The sequence below is a fragment of the Moorena sp. SIO3E8 genome (genome assembly GCF_010692445.1).
GTDB lineage: Bacteria > Cyanobacteriota > Cyanobacteriia > Cyanobacteriales > Coleofasciculaceae > Moorena > Moorena bouillonii.
The window spans coordinates 1-21,272 of the sequence record NZ_JAAHHM010000112.1; the positions used below are offsets into that span (position 1 = coordinate 1).

Genomic DNA, 21,272 nt, shown 5'->3' on the forward strand with positions numbered 1-21,272 from the left:
TCTTGCCTCTTGCCTCTTGCCTCTTGCCTCTTGCCTCTTGCCTCTTGCCTCTTGCCTCTTGCCTCTTGCCTCTTGCCTCTTGCCTCTTGCCTCTTGCCTCTTGCCTCTTGCCTCTTGCCTCTTGCCTACTCCCTGCTCCCTGCTCCCTGCTCCCTAAAACCCAGATATTTGTATCTCACAAGTCTTATAATTGCTATATCTCTGCTCAATAATCAACTTTGATCAAGGTGTTGAGCTACTTCTCGATAAAAAGTCACAATATGTTCATCGGCAAGGCTGTAGTAAACGTTGCGACCTTGACGGCGATATTTGACTAGCTTTTGCGATCGCAAAACTCGTAGCTGATGAGATACTGCCGATTCCCCCATTTTTACTATCGCTGCTAAGTCGCAGACACAAAGCTCTTGCTGTGCGAGGGCTGAAAGCAACTTTAGCCGATGGGGGTCGGAAAGAACGCTAAAAAACTCTGCCATCTGTTGCGCTTTTTCCGTTGCTAGAACCTTACTCTGCACCTGCCACACATTATCTAGATGAACTAGGGACTCCTCACAGCTTGGAGCATCAGAAGAGTGGACAGTTGGTTTATTTAAGGAACTAGAATCAGTCATGATCAATTATATTTACTATTTAATCTCTAGATCTATGATACTACAGCGTTTATCGCATTTATGAGGTACAGTTTTCTTTTACGTTGATTCCCTGTTAAGTGCGCTCTTACCATTAACAATTAAATTCGCCACGGGTCGCACCTCTTGATGCAGCGCATCGCTATTCCCAATTCCCGATTTCCGATTCCCGATTCCCGATTCCCTTCTTAACAAAAAAAATAGCCGCAGAAATATTATCCACGGCTAGGAAATTGACCTTATCTGATTCCGTTTTCAACCCTATCGGGACCTACTCCCATGGGAGCAGACTCGATGATTTTGCCAGGGGGCAAAGCCCCCCCAGAAAGTTAATCCGTTAATCCAGAATTATGTACTTCGTCATCATCGTAATAAATTCTCCAGGAATGCCCGTCGGTTGCAGAGGACTCCACTCAGAAATTTCGGCGTAACGTAGTGCATAGAGGGCATGCATCGTGTTGATTATAGCCTTGCGGGAGCCCTTAAGAATGTGCTTAACAGGGTATTTTTTTGGAGAAGATTCCTGAGGATTATTACTAGGAGTGATATCAGGGTAAACGCATCTAACTTAATTAAGTTATTTAAAAATCTACATTTCTCAATTTTAACTATTAACAATCAAGGGATTGGAGCTGACTAAAAATTTTTGACCGCGTCCTCCCTTAGTTGCCGAAATCTTAAGCAGGTGCACAAAATTAATTACACATTTTCCAAAACTCAAAGCCTTACGATGTAAGGGGTACAGAGATTGGTAGTAGGAAATTAATTTGGTAATGGTGTTTAACTCATAAATTTGGGTTTATATTCGGCTTATTCTCTTGGATAAAACTTGACTAACAAGTCCCTAGTTATTTACTGGCAGATGCTAAAATTTTGACTAAATAGTTATTGTCCATAGCTGCTCGATAGCGTTTCATCTTTAAACTTCCTTTAAAGCTTGTTTCTTGTTTCATTAGATTTAAAGCTAAACGACGTAGTAAAGCCAAGTTTTCAGGAGAATTATCCTTGCGAATACGACTACTATCTTCATAAAATGTGACATCTAATATCCAATGTAAGCTGTTTTCAATCCCCCAATGACTGCGGATAGCTTTAGCAATTTTATCAGCATTATTTTCCAAACTACTTATGTAAAAACGAACTTCAGTGGTTGTTTTATTCCACAAACGTCGCTCACTTCTAACCATCACAATTGTGGTTAAACCTGTCCATAGTGATTGGTTATGAAGACAGGTTAAACTAGACACATTCACCGTCCATACTTCTCTTTTTTCAATTCGATTATGCCCACTTTCTATTTCTTGATAATAACTATAGTCTTTTCCGACAAAGTCAGACTTCATAGCTAAATCAAACCAAGTTTTTACTTCTTCATAAAGAGTTTTTTGATTAGCTTTTAGAGCCAAAATATAATCAGCTTTTTTATTAATAATTAGGGAGGTAATATCTTTTTGACACCCCATTGCATCGATAGTAATTATGCTTCCCTCAATTGATAGCATTTCTAGTAATTGAGGGATAGCGGTAATTTCATTGGATTTCTCCTTAACTTTATGTTGTCCTAAGACTAATTGGTGAGAGTCAGACCATGCACTAACTATATGTAAAGCTTTTTGCTTTTGATTTCTGTCATAAGATTGTTTGAGAGTTTTGCCATCTATTGCTATGACTTTTACTCCTAATTTTTTCGTGATCGAATTAACCCAATTTAAAAAACCTTGTTGAAATTCTTCGGGATTTAGTCTAGCAAAAACTCGACTAAATGTATCATGAGATGGAATTCCATTTGGTAAGTCGAGAAATTCGGATAACCATTCATATTTAGCTTGACCATAAGTTTCAATCCCAACCCATCCGTCCGCTCCACTGATGACAGCTAAAATAGCAATCGCTATAATATCTATTAATAAATGCTTTTTACTTCTGTCTATTCTTGGGTCAGTCAAGGTTCCAAAATGGTTTAAAAAAAGAGGTTTTAAGAAGTTAGTATTCTTCCTAGTGTAATCTTTTTTGGGTGGTTTTAAAGCGGGCATAAAACCATTTTTCATTTGTCTGACACGCCAACGAGTTCTTAAAAATTAGTCATGAAGTCATTATCTCATATTTGGTGCTCAACTTAACCTGGGTGGTGCTTAGCACATTTTTGCTTATTTGTCAATCTAATTTAGATGCGTTTGCCCTGGGAGTGATATCCTCAGGGTTGTTTTCGGGGTTTGGGCGAAATTCGGAATCCATAAAGGTCACCTTTGGTTTAGTGTTTACACTATAATCATAACGATTATAAAAAAAAATCAAGGGTTTTGAGATTTTTTTTTGTGGGCAAGGTATTTTAAATAAAACCTAAGCTTATCTTTATTTAAATTCCATGGTTTTGATTTTATATAACATAAAACATGGAATAAATAAGAGGTGATAAATAAGAGGGTATATAGCGATTTTTATTATAATGAAGTACAATATTTTTTTAAATTTTCCCTATTCTGACTTTAGAGCTAATTTGTAAAGTAAATATTAATAAGCCTGAAAACCTTGCTATGATTGTCTTTTGGGTATTAAATAGTTCAATTGTTCTAGTTTAGCCCAAGCCTTATCCTACAAGGATTACAGCGAGTTTACAAATCAGCTCTAAAATCAACACGCGAAACCTCTCCCGTCTCCCTCGGCTGGAGGGGTTAGCTTTTGTAAGCGATTCGGGTGTTGCCCGACGGGGGGGCGTGTTAGCACCGGGTTGTTGGTTTTGCAATCTGTCCCGCTGCCTGAACCCGACCCTAGAACTAGTACCAACGACCGTAAGTGTTGCCTCCCAATCCCGGTAACCCCAGTTATAAGCCTTATCAATACTGTGAATTGATTATTTCCCAAATTTTACAAACTGTTGCGCTACTTTTTCGGGGTCTTTATCTATTTGCTCTGTATATGGATTGAGGTCGATGTCAGGATTGAGTTTTTGCGCTTTTTGAAATTTTTTAACAGCACTCTTTATATTTGGCTCTTTTTGTAAAACAAAAGCCCGACCTTGTCTCACCATAAACTCTGCTTTTGCTTTATCTTCCCAATTGGCATACTTGAGACAGGCTTCTCCTGCTTTATTATTTTTAGGTGCAACGAGGTCAGGATGAAATTGTAGTTGATTACATCCCTCTTTTAAAGCCTCTTGCCAAGAGTAATTACGCCATATCCGCACTGTGTTGTCCCTACTGCCACTGAGAATCTGTTTGCCATCTGGACTAAAAGCGATCACATTGACACCATCTGTATGACCATGTAAGGTATGGAGAGGTTGACCGGATTCGGTGTCCCACAAGCGCAAAGTTTTGTCGGCACTCCCACTCAGAATTTTTTTGCCATCTAAACTAAAGGCGATATCATTGACAGCACTTTTATGACCTTCTAAGGTATGAAGAAGTTGACCGGATGCTGTGTCCCACAAGAGCACTGTGTTGTCGGAACTGCTACTGAGAATCTTGTTGCCATCTGGACTAAAGGCGATATCATTGACAGCACTTTTATGACCTTCCAAGGTATAGAGAAGTTGACCGGATGCTGTGTCCCACAAGCGTACTGTGTTGTCCCAACTGCCACTAAGAATCTTGTTGCCATCTGGGCTAAAGGCGATATCATAGACATTACTTTTTTGGCCTTGTAAGGTGCGAATTAGTTGACCGGATTGTGTGTCCCACAACCGCAAGGTTTTGTCCCAACTGGCACTGAGAATCTGTTTGCCATCTGGACTAAAAGCGATCCCATTGACCCAACTTGTATGACCTTCCAAGTTATGGAGAAGTTGACCGGATTGTGCGTCCCACAACCGCAAGGTTTTGTCGGCACTGCCACTGATAATCTTGTTACCATCTGGACTAAAGGCGATAGCATTGACATAACTTTTATGGCCTTGTAAGGTGCGAATTAGTTGACCGGAATCTCTGTCCCACAACCTCAAGCTGTGGTCATTACTGCTACTGAGAATCCGTTTGCCATCTGGACTAAAAGCGATATTATTGACAATATCTGTATGACCTTCCAAGGCATAGAGAAGTTGACCGGATCGTGTGTCCCATAACCGCACAGTGTTGTCATCACCCCCACTGAGAATCTTGTTGCCATCTGGGCTAAAGGCGATAGCATTGACATAACTTTTACCGCCTTGTAATGTGTGAATTAGTTGACCGGATTGTGTGTCCCACAACCGTAAGGTGTCGTCCCAACTGCCACTGATAATCTTGTTGCCATCTGGACTAAAAGCGATCGCATTGATATCATCAGTATGACCTTCTAATGTATGGATTAGTTGACCGGATTGTGTGTCCCACAAGCGTAAGGTGTTGTCAGCACTCCCACTGATAATCTTGTTGCCATCTGGACTAAAAGCGATCGCATTGATATCATCAGTATGACCTTCTAATGTATGGATTAGTTGACCGGTTTCTGTGTCCCACAAACGCAAGGTGTAGTCGTAACTGCCACTGAGAATCTGTTTGCCATCTGGACTAAAAGCGATCGCACGGACAATATGTGTATGACCTTCTAATGTATGGATTAGTTGACCGGTTTCTGTGTCCCACAAACGCAAGGTGTAGTCGTAACTGCCACTGAGAATCTGTTTGCCATCTGGACTAAAAGCGATCGCCTTGACCCAATCTTTATGACCTTCTAATGTATGGATTAGTTGACCGGATTCTGTGTCCCACAACCGCACAGTCTTGTCTCTACTGCTACTGATAATCTGTTTGCCATCTGGACTAAAAGCGATCTCAGTGACACTACTTGTATGACCTTCTAATGTATGGATTAGTTGACCCGATTCTGTGTCCCACAACCGCACAGTGTTGTCAAAACTGCCACTGAGAATCTGTTTGCCATCTCGGCTAAAAGCGATATCAGTGACACTACTTGTATGACCTTCTAATGTATGGATTAGTTGACCGGATTCTGTGTCCCACAAACGCATTGTGTCGTCGTAACTGCCACTGATAATCTGTTTGCCATCTGGACTAAAAGCGATCGCATTGACATCATCAGTATGACCTTCTAATGTATGGATTAGTTGACCGGATTCTGTGTTCCATAAACGCACTGTTCCGTCGTCACTGCCACTGAGAATCTGTTTGCCATCTGGACTAAAAGCGATCTCAGAGGATGTCTGAAAAGTCAAAATAAATGCGATCGCGAAGGGGCATGCCTTTGGCATGATCGCCCTCTGGGGGCACTTCGTGGTCTGGCTAAAGCCAGGGCTTTGCGATCGCGTCATTTAAGAACAGCGATAGCTATTGAGAAAGAACCAAGATCAAAAGAAAAACTCTCGTCACGATAAGCTGTCCATAGCAATTTTGGACAGATAACGAGAGTGAAGTAATGAATCAATCATATCGTACCGATTTAACTGATGAACAATGGCAATTGCTCGAAACACTAATACCGCCAGCCAAATCAGGAGGTCGTCCCAGAAGCGTAGAGATGCGCTCGGTAGTCAATGCCATTTTTTACGTATTGGTAGCCGGATGTGCTTGGTCATTGTTACCTCACGATTTTCCCAAATGGAAGACAGTCTATCATTACTTTCGGCAATGGCGTATCAATGGTGATTGGGAACGCATTCACGAACACTTACGAAAATGGGTACGAGTCATAGAAGACCATGATCCGAGTCCGAGTGCAGCAGTTTTAGACAGTCAATCAGTAGAAACAGCAACCATGATTCATCTGGAAGTGGGTTATGATGGCGCGAAACAGGTTAAAGGTCGTAAGCGTCATGTGTTGGTAGATACCTTAGGTTTGTTAATGGTTGTAGCCGTCACCGCAGCTTCTTTACCAGAACGAGAGGGAGCCAAATTATTGTTCAAGCAACTTCATGCAGTTAGAGACAGATGTCACCGCTTAATCAAAATTTGGGTTGATGGTGGTTATCGAGGTGAAGGCTTTATGAGATGGGTGATGGATGTTTATGGTTGGATTTTGGAAACCGTGATGCGCTCAGATACTGTTAAAGGTTTTGAGGTCTTACCAAGACGTTGGGTCGTGGAACGGACTTTTGGTTGGTTTAATTGGTGTCGTCGTTTAAGCAAAGATTATGAAGTCTTACCAGCAACTTCTGAAACCATGATTCGAGTTGCCATGATTCGGATTATGCTTAGACGGTTGGCGTAGCCAATTACTTTTCAGACATCCTCTCAGTGACATCAGCAGTATAACCTTGTAAAAGATTCCTTTCTCGAACCTTATCTAAAGCTGTTAACAAGCTAGAATGAACTTCATTGATAACCTTTGGTTCTAAATAGATTACTTTTGCTTGTAAGGATTTTTGGTAATCTTTAATTTGAGCGGTTGCTTCAATAGCTTGGATCAATTCTTTTGTAGTAGGTTTTACTGATAGAGAATACTTGATATTGGCTGCTTGTGCTAGTAAGTTTGAGTTAATTGCCTGTTTCCGAAATTTTAAGCCAAAAAAAGCGGCAATAATTCCGCCCACTATAACCAAGATCAACAAAAGCTTAAGTTGCTTCTGATTTTCTTCTGCTAATTGACGAGCTTTTACATCTGCTTTTCGTCTGGCTTCAGACTCCTCTAGTAGTTTTTTTTGACGTTGTTTCTCTTCCTGTTGACGTTGTTTTTGTTTGTCAATTATGCTATCGCGGACTTTTTGACTAATCTTAATAAGTTCTTGTGCATCACTATTAAGTTGACCCTGGCAAAGATCTTTAGCGAAATAATCCTCAGCATTACTTAATTTTGCTCCTGATAGTAAAAAAGAAATTTCTTCTGGCTTACCTTCCCTTTTCCACTCTTCAGCCGCTGCTTCAATCTTACGGGCTATTCTCATCCCATCCCGGTTTTCACTTATCCAACTCCGCAACAGACTCCAATGACGAATCAAAGCTTCATGGGCAACATCCACCACTGCTACTCTCTTTGCTTCTCTTCCTTTACCTACCATTTCAGTAGTAACAACTAGCTTTTCATCAGCCAATTTCTGAACTACCGTATCAATAAGTTCTTCGTTATAGCGCTGATTCACTAAATTCGGCTTTAATACTCGTCTGCGGGTATCTTCTGTCCCTTCCCCCAACTGAGTCAGTGCTAGAAAAATATGCTTAACTGCTGCTTGTTTTTCTTCTGAAAATAGCTCATACACCTCAGTCGCCCGTTGACGCAAAGTACCCATCACACCACCCAATTTGACATAGGTGTTGAGCCGCAAACAGTTATCAGTGCTTTCTTGCCACAGTCGTGTCAGGGTATATTGCAGCAATGGAAGATATCCTGGCGCATCCGCTACATCTGCCAGTATTTCCTTTACCAGTTCTGGCTCAATCTCCAATTCTACCTGTTTGGCTGGTTCTACAATTGCTTGTCTTAACTCCTCTGGTGACATGGGCATCACAGCAATTCCATGTTCTTGAATCTGCTGTGCCAATCCGCTATAGTCCTGTTCAAGACATTTACCAAAAAAGTCTGCTCGCATCGTCAATACCAAGCAGAGTTTATCCCCGGTTTTAGGTAAAGCTCCTAATAAGCATTCAAAAAACTGTTGTCTTTCTGAGCTATCCTGACACAAAGTAAATGCTTCTTCAAACTGATCAACTACCAGTATCACCCGCTGGGTATCGGTCACAGCGATTAATTGTCTCAACCCTTCAGAACCCTTTAAGATCAAATCCTCGGCTTGAGCTAATTGAGTCCCCCGTTCGATATCAGATAACCCAGAATCTACAAAGGTTAGTGCTAAGGAATTGAGGGGATGTTCACCCGGCTGAAGGATTTTTATCTGCCAACTTTCACTACCCGATAACCTCCGTCCCAGTTGTAACTGATACAACAATCCCGCCCTAACTACACTAGATTTCCCACTACCAGACGCTCCCAAGACAGCCAGAAAATTACCAACACGCACCTTTTCCAACAATTGATCCGTTAAGGCAGTACGACCGTAGAAATACCTGGCATCTTCTTCCGTACAATCAAAATAAGCCAAACCCTTATAAGGACAGATACTTTTTGCCGAGGCAGCCAACTGTCTTGTTGCTGCTGTCCACCTGCGAGTCAGATTAATCGGTTCACCAGAATTACTAAAAATAGGACGCTGGGGAAAAGCATTCCGTTGTTGAGTGAGTAGATCAACTAAGGAATAGTTAGTTACCCACCGCTGTTGGCTTGGTTCTAATCCTTTGATCAGTGCAGAGGTGAGAACACTATGATTACTACCAATGTCTTCATAGGCCAGTTCAAAGGCACGAGAAGCAGCAATAAAGCACCGGTCTCTGCCTTTACCCCGGTCTCCAGGGTCTGCTTCTGCTATATTTAGTACTTCTCCTGCATAACAGCAATCCAAAATAATAACCTGCTGCCTTACTTCACTTTCTTGTAGTAGTCGCCGTAGCCATTGTAAGGATAAACCCCAAGAACCCATGTCTGGGTTAACATCACTAGTTGCCAAAAAGCCTTCTGATATACCCAGGTCTTCCCGTAGTCCATGCCCAGAAAAATAGAGTAGCGCCGTATCTGGGGGTTTCCCATTTGGTTTGAACAATTGTACTATTGTTTTTTTTAGCTCAGTCAGAGTGACTTTTGTTTTTTTACCAACGCGAATGGTATTATTCTGTTTATCCTTAACCGCCGGGAGTCGTGTTACTTTAAAGTCTCCATACTTCTCTAGTAATTGGGCTATAGCTTCTGCATCCCGCCCAGGTGCCGTTAAATTATTGAGGCGTTCATAGCTGTAAGTATTAATTCCTATTACTAAGGCATTCCGACTCATAACAACCAGCTTTTTAATGATAAATAAATAATTAATAGGAATACAATTGTTGTAAGCTATCAACCATTAGCCATAGGCTAAGCTACACCAAACAGCTTGTGAATAAAATAAGCTGACGGCTGACGGCTGACCGCTGACCGCTGACCGCTGTTCGCGTAGCGCTTAAGCTCAATACTTACATTTATTAAATACCATACTATGACACAATTAACGCCAATTCAGCTAGAGGATGGCACAATTATTTATGTTGAAGCTACAGAAGATTTAGACATTCCTACGGTAAGCAGCCCAGACAACCAAGACGAAGAGGAAGAGGAAGAAGAAGCCCTCACCGACAAGGGGATGAGTTCTCCTGAAAGGCTACGACGGCAAATAATACAACACGCTCAAACCATTGAAAGTACGATCCGGGCTTACACCATTATTGGCTTAAATGCGTTTAAGAAAAAGCCAATACCTAACGTTAAAAAAGTTACCCTAGAATTTGGGATAGAATTAGGGGGAGAAGCGGGGATTCCTTATGTTACCAAAGGGACGGCTAAAAGTAATCTCAAAATCACAGTAGAGTGTGAGCTTTCTAAGCAAGTTGAAACCAAAACTTAGTTAAAACAAATTACGCGTTCGCTTTTAGCGGAAGCGAAGCTTCATCGCTTGCAAGTAACTGAACCAGTTTCCGTTAGCCCCAGGGTAAACACATTTACCGATGGAGTGCGTAGGCATGTTCAAAGAGAGCGTACGCACTCCATCCTGAACCCCGCTTCACCCTATCCATACTTGGCATAGCGCATCACATTCAGGACTTCCGAACATCTCAATCCCCAGAAGTATTAGTTACATCGGGCAACCCTGATTTCAACACCTACCCCATGTGTTTCTTAGGAGTTAAGCCTGGTTCTAACTCATAAAGTTGGAAATGTTGTTAAGGGCGCTCTCACTTACCCCTTCTACTAAACCTATCGTGCTATTGTTTGCTTCGATAGTAGTTGCGCTAGGAAGTTGGGTGAATGACAGAGCCCCAAAGGTTAGACCATCATCTAAGAAGAATTTATCTATACCAACTTCAAAGTCAGTTATAAATTGACTTTGAGTACTTCTCAACACAAATATGTCGGCATCGGAACCACCAGTGAGAGTGTTCAGTGGACCATTACCTCCATCGAGTAGATCTTCACCATTACCGCCAACAAGGGTATCAACACCATTACCGCCAACAAGGGTATCAACACCATTACCGCCAACAAGGCTGTCATTACCATCACCACCTCGCAGCAGGTCATTTCCAGAGAGACCAGAAAGGGTATCGTTACCACCTTGACCATTGATAACGTCATCCGAGTTGTTGAAGCCAGAGGTGTTGTTATTTAAATCATTGAGGAAGGTTACTGTATTGGGATTAAAGACGGTGCTACGAAGTTGATTCGCATTAACAACATCAAAGCTATCTTGAATTGTCAAATCGTTATCGAACAGTATATTGCCGATGCCTTGTGAAAGGTTATCGAGATCCTCAAGATTAAAGTTTTTCAGAACCACCTTATCACTGCTATTTCCCTCAAAGGTAATCTCTAAGTCACTTCCATTCTGAGTGAGAAGTAAATTTTTTGCGGTCTGTCCTGAATCAGAAAACTCTATGATATCGACTTCGTCAATAACAGCTTGAGATGGGTTTGTCCCAGTGCCAACACCTCCGAAATCAGTAATAATGTCATTCCCTCCACCGAAGGCGTCAAATCTGTCTTGTCCACCACCTCCAATTGCAATGTCATTTCCAAAGCTACCAAAGAAGAAGTCATTTCCAGACCCACCATTAAGAATGTCATCACCTAGACCACTACTAAGAGTGTCATTTCCAGAACCACCGTTAAGGTTGTCGTCGCCAAATCCACCACGAATAGAGTCACTACCGTTCCCACCATTTAATGTCACATTAGGATTAGAGCTTGAGAATAAAATTCCATCGGCGTTGAGAGTATCATTGCCATTTCCACCATTAAGAATGTCATCACCGTCTCTTCGGGTCTCTAGAAGATCATCGCCATCTCCACCATTAAGAGTGTCACTAAGACCTCGGCTCAAGAGGGTATCGTTACCAGAGCCACCGTCAAGAATATCAATTGAAGGTGTAAATCCAGTTCTTATTTCATTGCCATCTCCAAAGAGCTGATCATCACCATCTTCACCAAAAAGGATATTGGTACTTGAAACTCCACTTGTTCCACTAGAAAGAGTGTCATTACCATTCCCACCAAAAATAGTATCTGAGGCGGGTCCACCATCGAGGTTATCATTACCTTCCCCACCAAAAAGGATGTCATTGCCAAAAAAATCATCGATAATATCATTACCCACCCCACCAATGATAGTATCATTGCCACTTTGACCATTGAGAGTATCGTTGCCAAGTTGACCATCAATTAGATCACTACCACCTCCACCATTGAGGCTGTCGTTATTCACAGTACCTGAAATTATTGCCATGGTATTTCTCCTTGATTTAAAACAGTGATAAAAATCAAAACTTATGTTGCTGATATCAATAACAGCACCCTTAAATGACTGATCAATTCAGAACCGAAAGCTGGTTGACTGACAAAAGTTCACATAGGGCGATCGGTGCAGGAATCGGTGTAGCGGTGCGCTACCCTACGAACACTCATCCAAACCCACTGATGGAAGCATCTTTTCCCACTGATGGAAGGTGTTACCTTCTCAAATTGGCTACAAATGTCATATTCTGACTGGGTGACATTACTCAGACAGGATGACAAGCGAAAACTCCCGTATCTATAATGCCCTTCTTAGGTTATTGGGTCAATCCAAACAATGGGCTGATATCAGGTATCTACATACAAGGCGTCTCGATAGTAGTTGGACTAATTCACTCAGGTAGCGTAAATCTGACAAAATGGACTATGTACATCGACTCAAGTCCTGTGTTTGCCCAACCTAAACAGGCAAGGGGTCTCCCGTTATACCCGGAGGGTTAGCGGGAGGGGAATTGCCTGTTTAGGTTGGCTGATCGAGGCCACATTCCGCAGGTGCGATCGCACTCCATCCTGACCCCCGCCTTACCCTATCCATACTTGGCATAGCGCATCACATTCAGCTGAGGGGGCGACATGAGCCCTGAAAAGCTTACTAGATTCTGCTGCTTCACCCGATAGATTATGAGGAACGCACCACCCAAAACCTTTGATATTCATGTTTGTTACCCTAATATTTTCTCTTTAATTGTAAGTGCGATCGTGTTATACTAAGTAAAAAAATATAATCAAAAAAACGTAATTAATCATGACAGCAAATAGCACTAAGCGAAAATCGACTCATAGAAAAAGTTAAAAAACTGTCCCTTGAACAAATATAACAATAATACAGGATATATAGGGTTTTTCGTAGCTATGAGAAACCCTATAGTCTTATTAAAGCGGATTTGGGTACAGACCCCAGATCCAACTTCTTCAAAGTCTGAGTAATAGAATTATTAACAGGCTAGATACCAGGCTGGCAAAGGTTGTCCTGATTGAATTCCATAGGAGCCAACGTGGTTCAAAGTCCATACGAGCCGCTTTTTGTGCAGTTTCATCCATCTCGTCAATATTCAGCGTTTGCAGTTTGTTATTCAAGGGTATGTTAATGGTGAAAGTCGGCAATTGAACAACTAGAAGGTAAGCAAGCACCGCTAAGATTATGAGCAGACGCTCCGCTCCCTCCAATTGCCCGATGCCAAGTATCCCTGAAGCCATTAGAGCCAAGATTGAACCCACCCAGACCAACACAAAAATCGGCTGATTATTCTGAATAATGCCATCCATTACCTGAAAAGCTCGGATAAACTCCCGGTCACTTAAAGTCTTGATACCCGGCATGACTACTACAGCAAAAGCAAACACGAAGCCTGCTACCAGAGAACACAGCAATGTAGCCAAGATCAATGTAATCTGAAAAACTCCTTCTATTGACATGGGAAAACCTCGTCTGTTCTATTGATTCCGAACTATTCTTCCATTTCTTTAAGGGATGCCATGAACTCGGAGCCAGTGAGTCGAGGATGATTACCTGCGAGATCATACAATGCAGGTTTCTTGTCAATGTAAATTTCCCTGGCAAGCTTAAATGGCTTTAAGTCGTCAAAAGTACCCATCCAAAGCACATACAGGTTTGCCTCTTTCAAGTGATAAAAAAGATTCGTGCCACAACGGTTACAGAAACCGCGTTCTGCCCACTCTGATGAATCAAATCGAGTGATGTTCTGCTCACCGTTAAAGCTGACCTGACCAACACTCACTGCAAAACCCGGTCCACCATTCCATCGCAGACAGATATCACAGTGGCAACTATGAACGTCCGTCTCTACCTCTTTGGCGGCATATGTGACAGCACCACATAAACAACGTCCTGTAGCTTCCATTTGAACTTCCTTAAATTGGTGATCAACTTAAAGCTTACATTTAATCAGCTTTCTTGCAGGGATGAAATTGTTACTGGCGGGTGTGCCTTGGGGTGTGCCTTAGGGTAGGTGGGGGCAGTCTGGATGGGGGATTCTATTGATGCACCAGACTCAAAACCAGATCTCAAGTGATTGGACATGGTTTGCAGGATTTTTGCGGAGCGTTCCACAAAATTAAATGAATTTTTCAGAGAATTCAAAAGTCTTCCCTAGTCCCATTAGACTCAGATCTTGAGCAGATGACAACGTACTATATAGCGTTTATCATAACTATGAGGTACACATTGTTTTGACTTATTCACTATTATCTGCTCCCTGCTTCCTGCTCCCTGTTCCCTGTTCCCTGTTCCCTGTTCCCTGTTCCCTAAAATCTATATATTTGTACCTCATAAGTTTTAGAATTGCTATAATACCCACAAGACTTTTGAGGGATTTGAGATGGCATTGAACTCTTCTGCTTCCAGTTCGCCCAATACAGATAATTGGCAAAAATCCTTACATAAAGAAGAATTCTACACTTGGCATAATTACCGTTGTGCCTATGAAGTCTATACCCCAACAGATGAAAGTGCTAAGACGAAAACTCCTCTACTATTAGTCCATCCTATTGGTGTTGGACTATCACGCTTTTTTTGGCATCGCTTTTGCCAGCAGTGGTTGAACACTGGCAATGGTCATCTAATTTATAATCCCGACTTGCTAGGATGTGGCGAAAGCGAAATGCCCCCTGTTGCTTACTACCCTATAGATTGGGCTGACCAGTTACAATATTTTTTAACAAATGTAGTCAAAAAACCGGTGATTCTGCTAGTGCAAGGGGCTTTATTACCTGTGGCACTTACCTTGATCCAAAAGCAAACTGAACCAAATTATATTCAAGGGTTAGTACTCTCAGGTCCTCCGTCTTGGTCTCTGATGACAGCAGAAACTCAATACTGGCAGCAGCGAGTTGCTTGGAATCTCCTCGAATCTCCTTTAGGTAGTGCCTTCTTTCGTTATGCTCGTCGCCGTCAATTCCTGCAAAAGTTTTCGGAAGATAAACTGTTTGCTGAGAGTTCTACAGTAGATAAGGAATGGTTAGATAATCTCCAAAAGGGAGCAATTAATCCAGCTAGCCGCTACGCAGTTTTTTCTTTTTTGGCTGGCTTTTGGCGACAAAACTATCAACAGGCGATCGCTAATACATCTCAACCTACCCTAGTAGTAGTAGGAGAGCAAGCTTCAAGTATTAGTAAGCTGGGGAAATCTGAAACACCAGAAGACCGACTAGCTCAGTATATCAAGCATCTTCCTCAAGGTGAAGGTCGTAAAATTCCTGGTCGTAATGTTTTGCCTTATGAGTCAACCTATGAGTTTGTAAAAGTTGTCGGAGATGCTATTTCTAGCTTTGAGTAGTAGTATAAATGCTTTGTAACTGCACCGATTAACCCAGGACGTGCAGTTACTGGATGTCCAACTAGCATTAGACGTTTACCAATCTTAATCAACAAAGACCAGTGCATCGCACCCATTTGGATGCGATCACTTGTTTCACAGTCTCAATAGTATCAAAGGTAGAAGAGCAAATGCTTACCGCTGATTGTATCATTCAGATGTCTGGATATCGCCTAGGTCAGGACGAGAAAGAGTTTTTCTTTCGTGATTTACCATTCATTTACCAAGAAGTGAAGGGAGAGTTTCCCGTTCACTCTGGAATGGGGGATGATAAATACCATCGCTCTCAAAAGCAGCAAAAGAAGATCAAGAAAGCAAGGAAGAAAGGGAAAAAGCGGCGGGCTGCTGTTCTAGCTAACCTATATGATGTAGATTTTTTTGACGCTTACCGCGATCAATTGTTCGGAATGATTGGAGTACTAGAAGAGCGAACACTACTAGCGGCCATACCCTTAGAAGAGTTGAGCGAAGACGAAGAGGAAGCAATAGATATCCTTACTGAGAAGGAGGAAGAATTATCAGATAGGTATGATGAGTTTCGCAATGCTATTGTACTCACCGCATGGGAGTGATCAACTCAATCATTCCATTGCTCCTCACGTAAGCATTCAGCCGTCAGCTATCAGCTATCAGCTAATGCGCTACTGTTCGCGCAGCACCTCAAGTAGTGCAATCGGTGCTAAAGGTCTGTGGCCACGCTATGGGAACAGTTTATGCCCATAGCGTACGTTACTAATGGTGCTTTTGAATAAAATAAGCTGACGGCTGACGGCTGATAGCTGAATGCTTACCTCCTCACTAGTTGCGATCGCGCTCTACCGACACTATAATATTCAGGCTTGTTACCCTAAGATTTTCTCTTTAATTGTAAGTGCGATGCTGCAAAGCAGCCGCCAAAGGCGATGAAGCGTTCGCAAAGCGTGGCCTTTGGCCTCAGCTTCCGCTAAGAGCGATCGTGTTATAGTAATTCAAAAAATATAATCAAAAAAACGTAATTAATCATGACAGCAAATAGCACTAAGCGAAAATCGACTCATAGAAAAAGTTAAAAAACTGTCCCTTGAACAAATCCAACACGAAGACAGGATATATAGCGTTTATAGAATTTATGAGGTACGCTTCTCAACCTCAAAGTCCCCCTTGATAAGGGGGATTTAGGGGGATCTATTTGTACCTCATGGCATAGAGAATTGCTATAGAAACCACAAGGAGTGGAAATTCCTAGCCCTAGGCTTACCGAACTAGATAAAATTGCCAAACAAATGAAATCATTAAAGGACTATAAAATTATTTTACGTCCCGATGACAACGGAACTTTTGTGGCCTATATTCCAGCGATTAAAGGATGTCATGCCTGGGGAGAAACTCCTGAGGCAGCCCTCTGTGAATTAAATCCTGTTTTTGAGATGATTCAAGAAGAATACCTCGAAGAAGGCAAAAATTTACCTGATGATGTCGAGGTAACTGTTTTTCATGCCAGCTAAAGCTAAAACCTTAGAAAAAGTTGCTAAACAATTAGGCTTTCAGAAAGTTCGTCAAAAAGGAAGTCATGCCCGTTGGAAGCATCCGGATGGAGCGATGCAGCGCGGTCTTGGGGGTTTCCCCCATGAGCGACTGCATCAAGAAACGGTCAACCACTATTCCTGTTCATGGTAATGCTGAGATTGGAGGTTGGTTATTTCGAGAAATACTGAAGCAGTTAGGGATTAGTGAGAAGGAATTTGATCAACTCAAAGCTCTTATAGCATTTATAGCAAGTCTTATACCCATGAGGTACAAATCTCTGGTTTTTAGGGACTTCGGAGCAGGGAGCAGGGAGCAGGGAAGAATGAAGAGGGAAGAGGGAAGAGGGAAGAGGGAAGAGGGAAGAGGGAAAAAATAATGTGTACCTCATAGCTATGATAAACGCTATATTGCAGTTAGGAGGTACACTTATCAACTTCAAAGTCCCCCTTTTTAAGGGGGATTTAGGGGGATCGCTTTGTACCTCATTAAGTCGTAGAATTGCTATATAGGGCGGGGAGTGTCAAAGCACTAAATTACCAGCCACTGACCATCGACTTCAACTTATTCAATAAATTATCCCCATCTAACTTAAGTTTCCATGGCAGCAATTCAGGGTTCTCCGGGTCTAAATTATCCCACATTTGCAACCACTTACGAGCGCTATCTTTGTCTTTTTTCGCCATGAATAATTCAATTTGAGCAGTGCAAAAATTACTAAACTCCGAAAACTGAAAGCGCTTGCGAGATATTAGAGGCTTGAGCAAAGCTTCTGCTTCTGCAATTTCTCCTTTTTTGATTTTCAACCTTGCCAGAGATATAATTGGAAATAGATAATCAGGATATTTTGATGATAGTTCTGACAAAAGGTTGTAGGCTTCTTCTGTGCGTCCTTGCATTTGATAGGTACCAGCTAAGTTATTGAGTAAATCTGGTGAGTCTGGTTCTATTTCCAAAGCTTTTTGCAGTATTTTTTCTGCCTCTACCGCTTTTTCTACTCCTCCTTTTGTCATCAACGATATAGCTTTACCCCCCAGATTTTTGACTTTACGGGAATGATTCGCCACAGTGGGCTCGTCGTGAAGCTCATAGGAGATTAGGTTAACCTCTTGCAATTCACCTTGAAACCACATTTTTACACCTTCTTGGGGCAACAGTTTGGCTTCAGACACGGTTATCGCAGCTTCATAACGCATGGCATCAGGACCGTGCTGGCTGATGGCAAAGTCCCGCAGTGCTACTAGCATTTCCGGAGTTTTGGCCAAACTAGCAAAGCGAAAAGCAAATTCTCTTCCTTGGGGGTCTCCTCTCTCCAGTAGTATGGGTATAAGAGTGTTAATCTGGGGATGTGAATCAAAATAATCCTCGGTGGTTTTGCCTAAAAGCTGTTGACCCTTTTTTTTGGAGTGGGAATCTGCCAAAGCTGATAGTTCTTTTATTGTCTTTTGTGTTAACCAGCAAGTCAAGGGGAATGCCCAAGGTGCGTGACGTTCACCAATTGGTTTCTTCAAGTCTTCCAGGTTTGCCTGTGCTAATTTTGACCCTTCCGTGTTTTCAGGGGTTTGCAACCATAATTTACGGGCTTCATCTATACGTCCCTGACGTGTTAGTGCTACTGCTACCAGGTGCGAAAACAACCCCGTAAACGACGTTCCTGAGAGTTCTCCTGAAGCTTTAACTTGCTCAAAAACTTGCAAAATTCCTTGGTCGTCACCAAAGTACGAGAGGGCTTCCGCTTTCTTTGTCCACACGTCCCAGCCCTTAGCTTGGGAATTGATCAATCTTTCACAAGTACTTTTTGCTTGTTCCATATCACCATTGAGAATATGGTAGCGAGTCAGGTTCCCAAGGGCATGGATATTGTCTGGTTGAATTTCCAGGACTTTTTGGCAATAGGCGATTGCTGTATCATTATCCCCCAAGGTAAAGCTAATCAAACTCAAGTTATTGTAAGAAAACACAAAATCAGGTCGTAGTTGAAGTAACTCTTCATTTGCCAATTGTGCTTGTTCATATTCCCCTTGGCTTAAATAAGCTTGAGCGCGTTCGTGTAATACCGCAATCTCCCAACCATCGGAGCGCGTTAAATTCATTTCAGCCAAGAGTTCATCCACCTTAGAATCTAAGTCTGCGATGGCTTCGCGGGCATCATCCGCCAAATCATGGTTGGGAAAACGACTCACAGCATTTTGAAAGGCTTCCAGGGCAAGTATTGGATGCAGGTTAGCATAGTGACCTCCCGCCAGGCCATATGCTGCATCTGCATTTTTAGGGTCTACTTTTACCAGCATTTCGCAAGCACGTTCATAAGCCGGTAAATCCTTTAATTCATAACAGACATTTACTAAATCGGAGAGAACATCTGCATTATGGGGGTAGTTATTACTCAAATTCTCCAGAACTACCTGGGCTTTTTCCCATTTTTGCTTTATCATCAAAGCTCTTGCCTTGCGAAGTTCCGGCATTAAGCTTTTAATTCCAAAACCACTACTTTTACTCAAGCCGGTTTTCTTTTTACTTGCCATTGCTAGTAACCTCCCTATTTTCTAGGGGGTAAGTAACTTTATTACTATCACGATAGTAGTAATGTCTGCACCCCCTTTTTTAGGAGTTTATTAGTGATGATGGTTTTTAAGACTATTATTTACTTTTTCTTTAACACAGGACGGGAGCAACTAGTAAAGTCTGTCTCGCTATAGAGTTAATTAGCTTGAGCTACGGTCAATCCAGGTTCCGAGATGCCCTGCCGTACCCCAGGCTCTTTCTAGAATGTTTATAGGTGTATTGTTGTACTAGTATGATTAACTAGAGACAATTTAGGAAACAAACAATGAGCAACATCTACGTATTTCATCAGGGGCGAGGAGATAGTGGCTGGCTCTGGTATAACGTTTTTGATGGCAATGAATGGGTTGGAGATCAAAAAGTTCATAAAACTGGCATGACAGGAGATCCATCAGCAGTAGTATACAATGACCTGTTATATGTCTTCCACCAAGGACGGGGAGATAGTGGCTGGCTCTGGTATAACGTTTTTGATGGCAATGAGTGGGCTGGAGATAAAGAAATTGGTAATACTGGTATAACTGCTGGCCCATCAGCAGTAGTATACAATGACCTTCTCTATGTGTTCCACCAAGGACGAGGGGATAGTGGCTGGCTCTGGTATAACGTTTTTGATGGCAATGAGTGGGCTGGGGATCAAGAGGTACCTAAAACCGGAATTACCTCTAGTCCATCAGCAGTAGTATACAATGACCTCCTCTATGTGTTCCACCAAGGACGAGGGGATAGTGGCTGGCTCTGGTATAACGTTTTTGATGGCAATGAGTGGGCTGGAGATAAAGAGGTACGCGCCACAGGGTTGACCGATGATCCAGATGCATTAGTCTACAACGGTCAAGTATACGTGTTTCACGAGGGCAGAGGTGATAACGGTTGGCTCTGGTGCAATATCTTCGATGGCAATGAGTGGGCTGGAGATCACAAGATACATAAAACTGGGATAACTGCTGGCCCATCAGCAGTCGTATATAATGACCAAATTTACCTGTTACATCAAGGGCGAGAGGACAGTGGATGGATGTGGTGTAATGTGTTTAATGGCTCTGAATGGGTTGGAGACGAAGAAGTACCCAATACTGGTATTTCTGAAGGACCAGGTGCAGTGATTTACTAATTAGTTCGCATTGGAGAATTAAGAATTAAGAATTAAGAATTAAGAATTAATTCTGTCCTCCTTACAGTCGGATTAGAATTTGCTCTCGTTCCGTGATGGGATAGGGATAGGAATTTTCCTGCTTCGGTTCCCTCTTTTGTCCAAGCTGCTCAAGAGGCTCCATAGCTTCGTGATAATCGAGCTTGATGATGAATAAATCGTGTCTTTGCCATTATGATAGAGTTACCTAAACTGTGGTTTGGGAGAGAGCCGCGCTTGTGGCAGGTCAAGCGAAAAGCGCAGCTCTTTTCGCCATGAATATATTATAAATAGTGCCTAGGGTTGTTGTAAAGTTTAAAATCAAAAAAATCGATATAAATTATTTCTAATGTAATAATTAGTTACAGTTAAACTTGATAATTGTAACTAGTTTAGGTAATAGCTGGAATCGAGAATAAAGCAAAAGTAAAGTAAGCATTAAACTATTAGTTATCAGCTAATGCGCTACGCGCACACTACCTGAATAGCTTTTGAATGAAAGAGGTGAGCATTAGTTTAATCTCTGTTAGGGAAAGCTGACAGCTGCACTGGATGGGATAATCCAGGGAATGTAGAGAGATGGGGTTTGGGTGTGCGATCGCCTTTGGCTGCCCATAGCGCATCGCAGCTGCACCTGGACGGGACAAGCCAGGAGATGTCGAGATGGGCTTGAGTGTGCGATCGCCCATTGGTGACAAGTTAAGAGAAAAAGCCTTTTGTCAAGAGGGGGGATTGCCTCAGGGTTCGAGTCGTGTGAAACTCAGAACAGACAAGTAATTGAGCCATGGTGAATCCTGATGAGCGGCCACCGAA

The 21,272-nt window shown here is 42.2% G+C and carries 20 protein-coding genes; 9 read left to right on the forward strand and 11 right to left on the reverse strand.

What is annotated here, in order from left to right:
* On the forward strand, nucleotides 1–212 hold a 212-nt coding region (locus tag F6K46_RS30070; RefSeq protein WP_293117646.1), incomplete at its 5' end, for a hypothetical protein.
* On the opposite strand, the gene F6K46_RS30075 is transcribed toward F6K46_RS30070, so the two are convergent.
* From F6K46_RS30075 to F6K46_RS30090, 4 genes are all read right to left on the reverse strand, one after another.
* The gene (locus F6K46_RS30075) at nucleotides 213–608 is read right to left on the reverse strand and encodes a metalloregulator ArsR/SmtB family transcription factor (protein WP_293064603.1); all 396 of its coding nucleotides are present in this window, start codon (nucleotides 606–608) and stop codon (nucleotides 213–215) included. It lies immediately after the preceding gene.
* Between the two features lie 355 nt (nucleotides 609–963).
* Entirely contained in the window at nucleotides 964–1,173 is a 210-nt protein-coding gene (locus F6K46_RS30080; protein WP_293064606.1) for a hypothetical protein, read from the reverse strand.
* A gap of 301 nt (nucleotides 1,174–1,474) precedes the next feature.
* A complete protein-coding gene (locus F6K46_RS30085; RefSeq protein ID WP_293064600.1) occupies nucleotides 1,475–2,674 on the reverse strand; it encodes an ISAs1 family transposase in 1,200 nt (399 codons plus the stop codon).
* A gap of 803 nt (nucleotides 2,675–3,477) precedes the next feature.
* Nucleotides 3,478–5,814 (reverse strand): PQQ-binding-like beta-propeller repeat protein, encoded by a 2,337-nt coding sequence (locus F6K46_RS30090; protein ID WP_293064597.1) that lies wholly within the window; start codon nucleotides 5,812–5,814, stop codon nucleotides 3,478–3,480.
* 164 nt (nucleotides 5,815–5,978) lie between these two features.
* On the opposite strand from F6K46_RS30090, the gene F6K46_RS30095 reads away from it, so the two are divergent.
* Nucleotides 5,979–6,770, forward strand: coding sequence for an IS5 family transposase (locus F6K46_RS30095; protein ID WP_293064594.1), 792 nt, complete (start codon nucleotides 5,979–5,981; stop codon nucleotides 6,768–6,770).
* A gap of 4 nt (nucleotides 6,771–6,774) precedes the next feature.
* On the opposite strand, the gene F6K46_RS30100 is transcribed toward F6K46_RS30095, so the two are convergent.
* Nucleotides 6,775–9,378 (reverse strand): caspase family protein, encoded by a 2,604-nt coding sequence (locus F6K46_RS30100; protein ID WP_293064591.1) that lies wholly within the window; start codon nucleotides 9,376–9,378, stop codon nucleotides 6,775–6,777.
* A gap of 198 nt (nucleotides 9,379–9,576) precedes the next feature.
* On the opposite strand from F6K46_RS30100, the gene F6K46_RS30105 reads away from it, so the two are divergent.
* Entirely contained in the window at nucleotides 9,577–9,981 is a 405-nt protein-coding gene (locus F6K46_RS30105) for a CU044_2847 family protein (protein ID WP_293064589.1), read from the forward strand.
* A 291-nt stretch (nucleotides 9,982–10,272) separates the two neighbouring features.
* Here the strand turns inward: F6K46_RS30105 and F6K46_RS30110 are convergent, their stop codons facing one another.
* From F6K46_RS30110 to F6K46_RS30120, 3 genes are all read right to left on the reverse strand, one after another.
* On the reverse strand, nucleotides 10,273–11,856 hold the full coding sequence (locus F6K46_RS30110) for a calcium-binding protein (RefSeq protein ID WP_293064586.1): 1,584 nt from the start codon (nucleotides 11,854–11,856) through the stop codon (nucleotides 10,273–10,275).
* A 980-nt stretch (nucleotides 11,857–12,836) separates the two neighbouring features.
* On the reverse strand, nucleotides 12,837–13,340 hold the full coding sequence (locus F6K46_RS30115; RefSeq protein WP_075901003.1) for a DUF1772 domain-containing protein: 504 nt from the start codon (nucleotides 13,338–13,340) through the stop codon (nucleotides 12,837–12,839).
* A gap of 32 nt (nucleotides 13,341–13,372) precedes the next feature.
* Complete coding sequence (locus F6K46_RS30120) at nucleotides 13,373–13,786, reverse strand: GFA family protein (protein WP_075901005.1); 414 nt, start codon at nucleotides 13,784–13,786, stop codon at nucleotides 13,373–13,375.
* A 328-nt stretch (nucleotides 13,787–14,114) separates the two neighbouring features.
* Between F6K46_RS30120 and F6K46_RS30125 the strand changes: the two genes are divergently transcribed.
* The 5 genes from F6K46_RS30125 to F6K46_RS30145 all read left to right on the forward strand — a co-directional run bounded on the left by F6K46_RS30125 (nucleotide 14,115) and on the right by F6K46_RS30145 (nucleotide 16,915).
* A complete protein-coding gene (locus F6K46_RS30125; protein ID WP_293064581.1) occupies nucleotides 14,115–14,273 on the forward strand; it encodes a hypothetical protein in 159 nt (52 codons plus the stop codon).
* Nucleotides 14,264–15,220 carry an alpha/beta hydrolase gene (locus F6K46_RS30130; protein WP_293064578.1) on the forward strand — a complete coding sequence of 319 codons (957 nt, stop codon included), beginning with the start codon at nucleotides 14,264–14,266 and terminating at the stop codon, nucleotides 15,218–15,220. The genes F6K46_RS30125 and F6K46_RS30130 overlap by 10 nt, the downstream gene beginning before the upstream one ends.
* 101 nt (nucleotides 15,221–15,321) lie before the next feature.
* Nucleotides 15,322–15,831, forward strand: a complete 510-nt coding sequence (locus tag F6K46_RS30135; RefSeq protein WP_293064576.1) for a hypothetical protein — start codon at nucleotides 15,322–15,324, stop codon at nucleotides 15,829–15,831.
* Nucleotides 15,832–16,521: 690 nt separating this feature from the next.
* Entirely contained in the window at nucleotides 16,522–16,743 is a 222-nt protein-coding gene (locus F6K46_RS30140) for a type II toxin-antitoxin system HicB family antitoxin (RefSeq protein ID WP_293117649.1), read from the forward strand.
* Nucleotides 16,733–16,915, forward strand: a complete 183-nt coding sequence (locus tag F6K46_RS30145) for a type II toxin-antitoxin system HicA family toxin (protein ID WP_293064570.1) — start codon at nucleotides 16,733–16,735, stop codon at nucleotides 16,913–16,915. Before F6K46_RS30140 ends, F6K46_RS30145 begins: the two co-directional genes overlap by 11 nt.
* A 43-nt stretch (nucleotides 16,916–16,958) precedes the next feature.
* On the opposite strand, the gene F6K46_RS30150 is transcribed toward F6K46_RS30145, so the two are convergent.
* Complete coding sequence (locus F6K46_RS30150) at nucleotides 16,959–17,153, reverse strand: hypothetical protein (protein ID WP_293064567.1); 195 nt, start codon at nucleotides 17,151–17,153, stop codon at nucleotides 16,959–16,961.
* A 145-nt stretch (nucleotides 17,154–17,298) separates the two neighbouring features.
* Nucleotides 17,299–19,287 carry a tetratricopeptide repeat protein gene (locus F6K46_RS30155; RefSeq protein WP_293064564.1) on the reverse strand — a complete coding sequence of 663 codons (1,989 nt, stop codon included), beginning with the start codon at nucleotides 19,285–19,287 and terminating at the stop codon, nucleotides 17,299–17,301.
* 305 nt (nucleotides 19,288–19,592) lie between these two features.
* On the opposite strand from F6K46_RS30155, the gene F6K46_RS30160 reads away from it, so the two are divergent.
* Complete coding sequence (locus F6K46_RS30160; RefSeq protein WP_293064562.1) at nucleotides 19,593–20,441, forward strand: hypothetical protein; 849 nt, start codon at nucleotides 19,593–19,595, stop codon at nucleotides 20,439–20,441.
* Nucleotides 20,442–20,935: 494 nt separating this feature from the next.
* Here the strand turns inward: F6K46_RS30160 and F6K46_RS30165 are convergent, their stop codons facing one another.
* A complete protein-coding gene (locus tag F6K46_RS30165; RefSeq protein ID WP_293064559.1) occupies nucleotides 20,936–21,148 on the reverse strand; it encodes a hypothetical protein in 213 nt (70 codons plus the stop codon).
* Nucleotides 21,149–21,272: the final 124 nt, after the last annotated feature.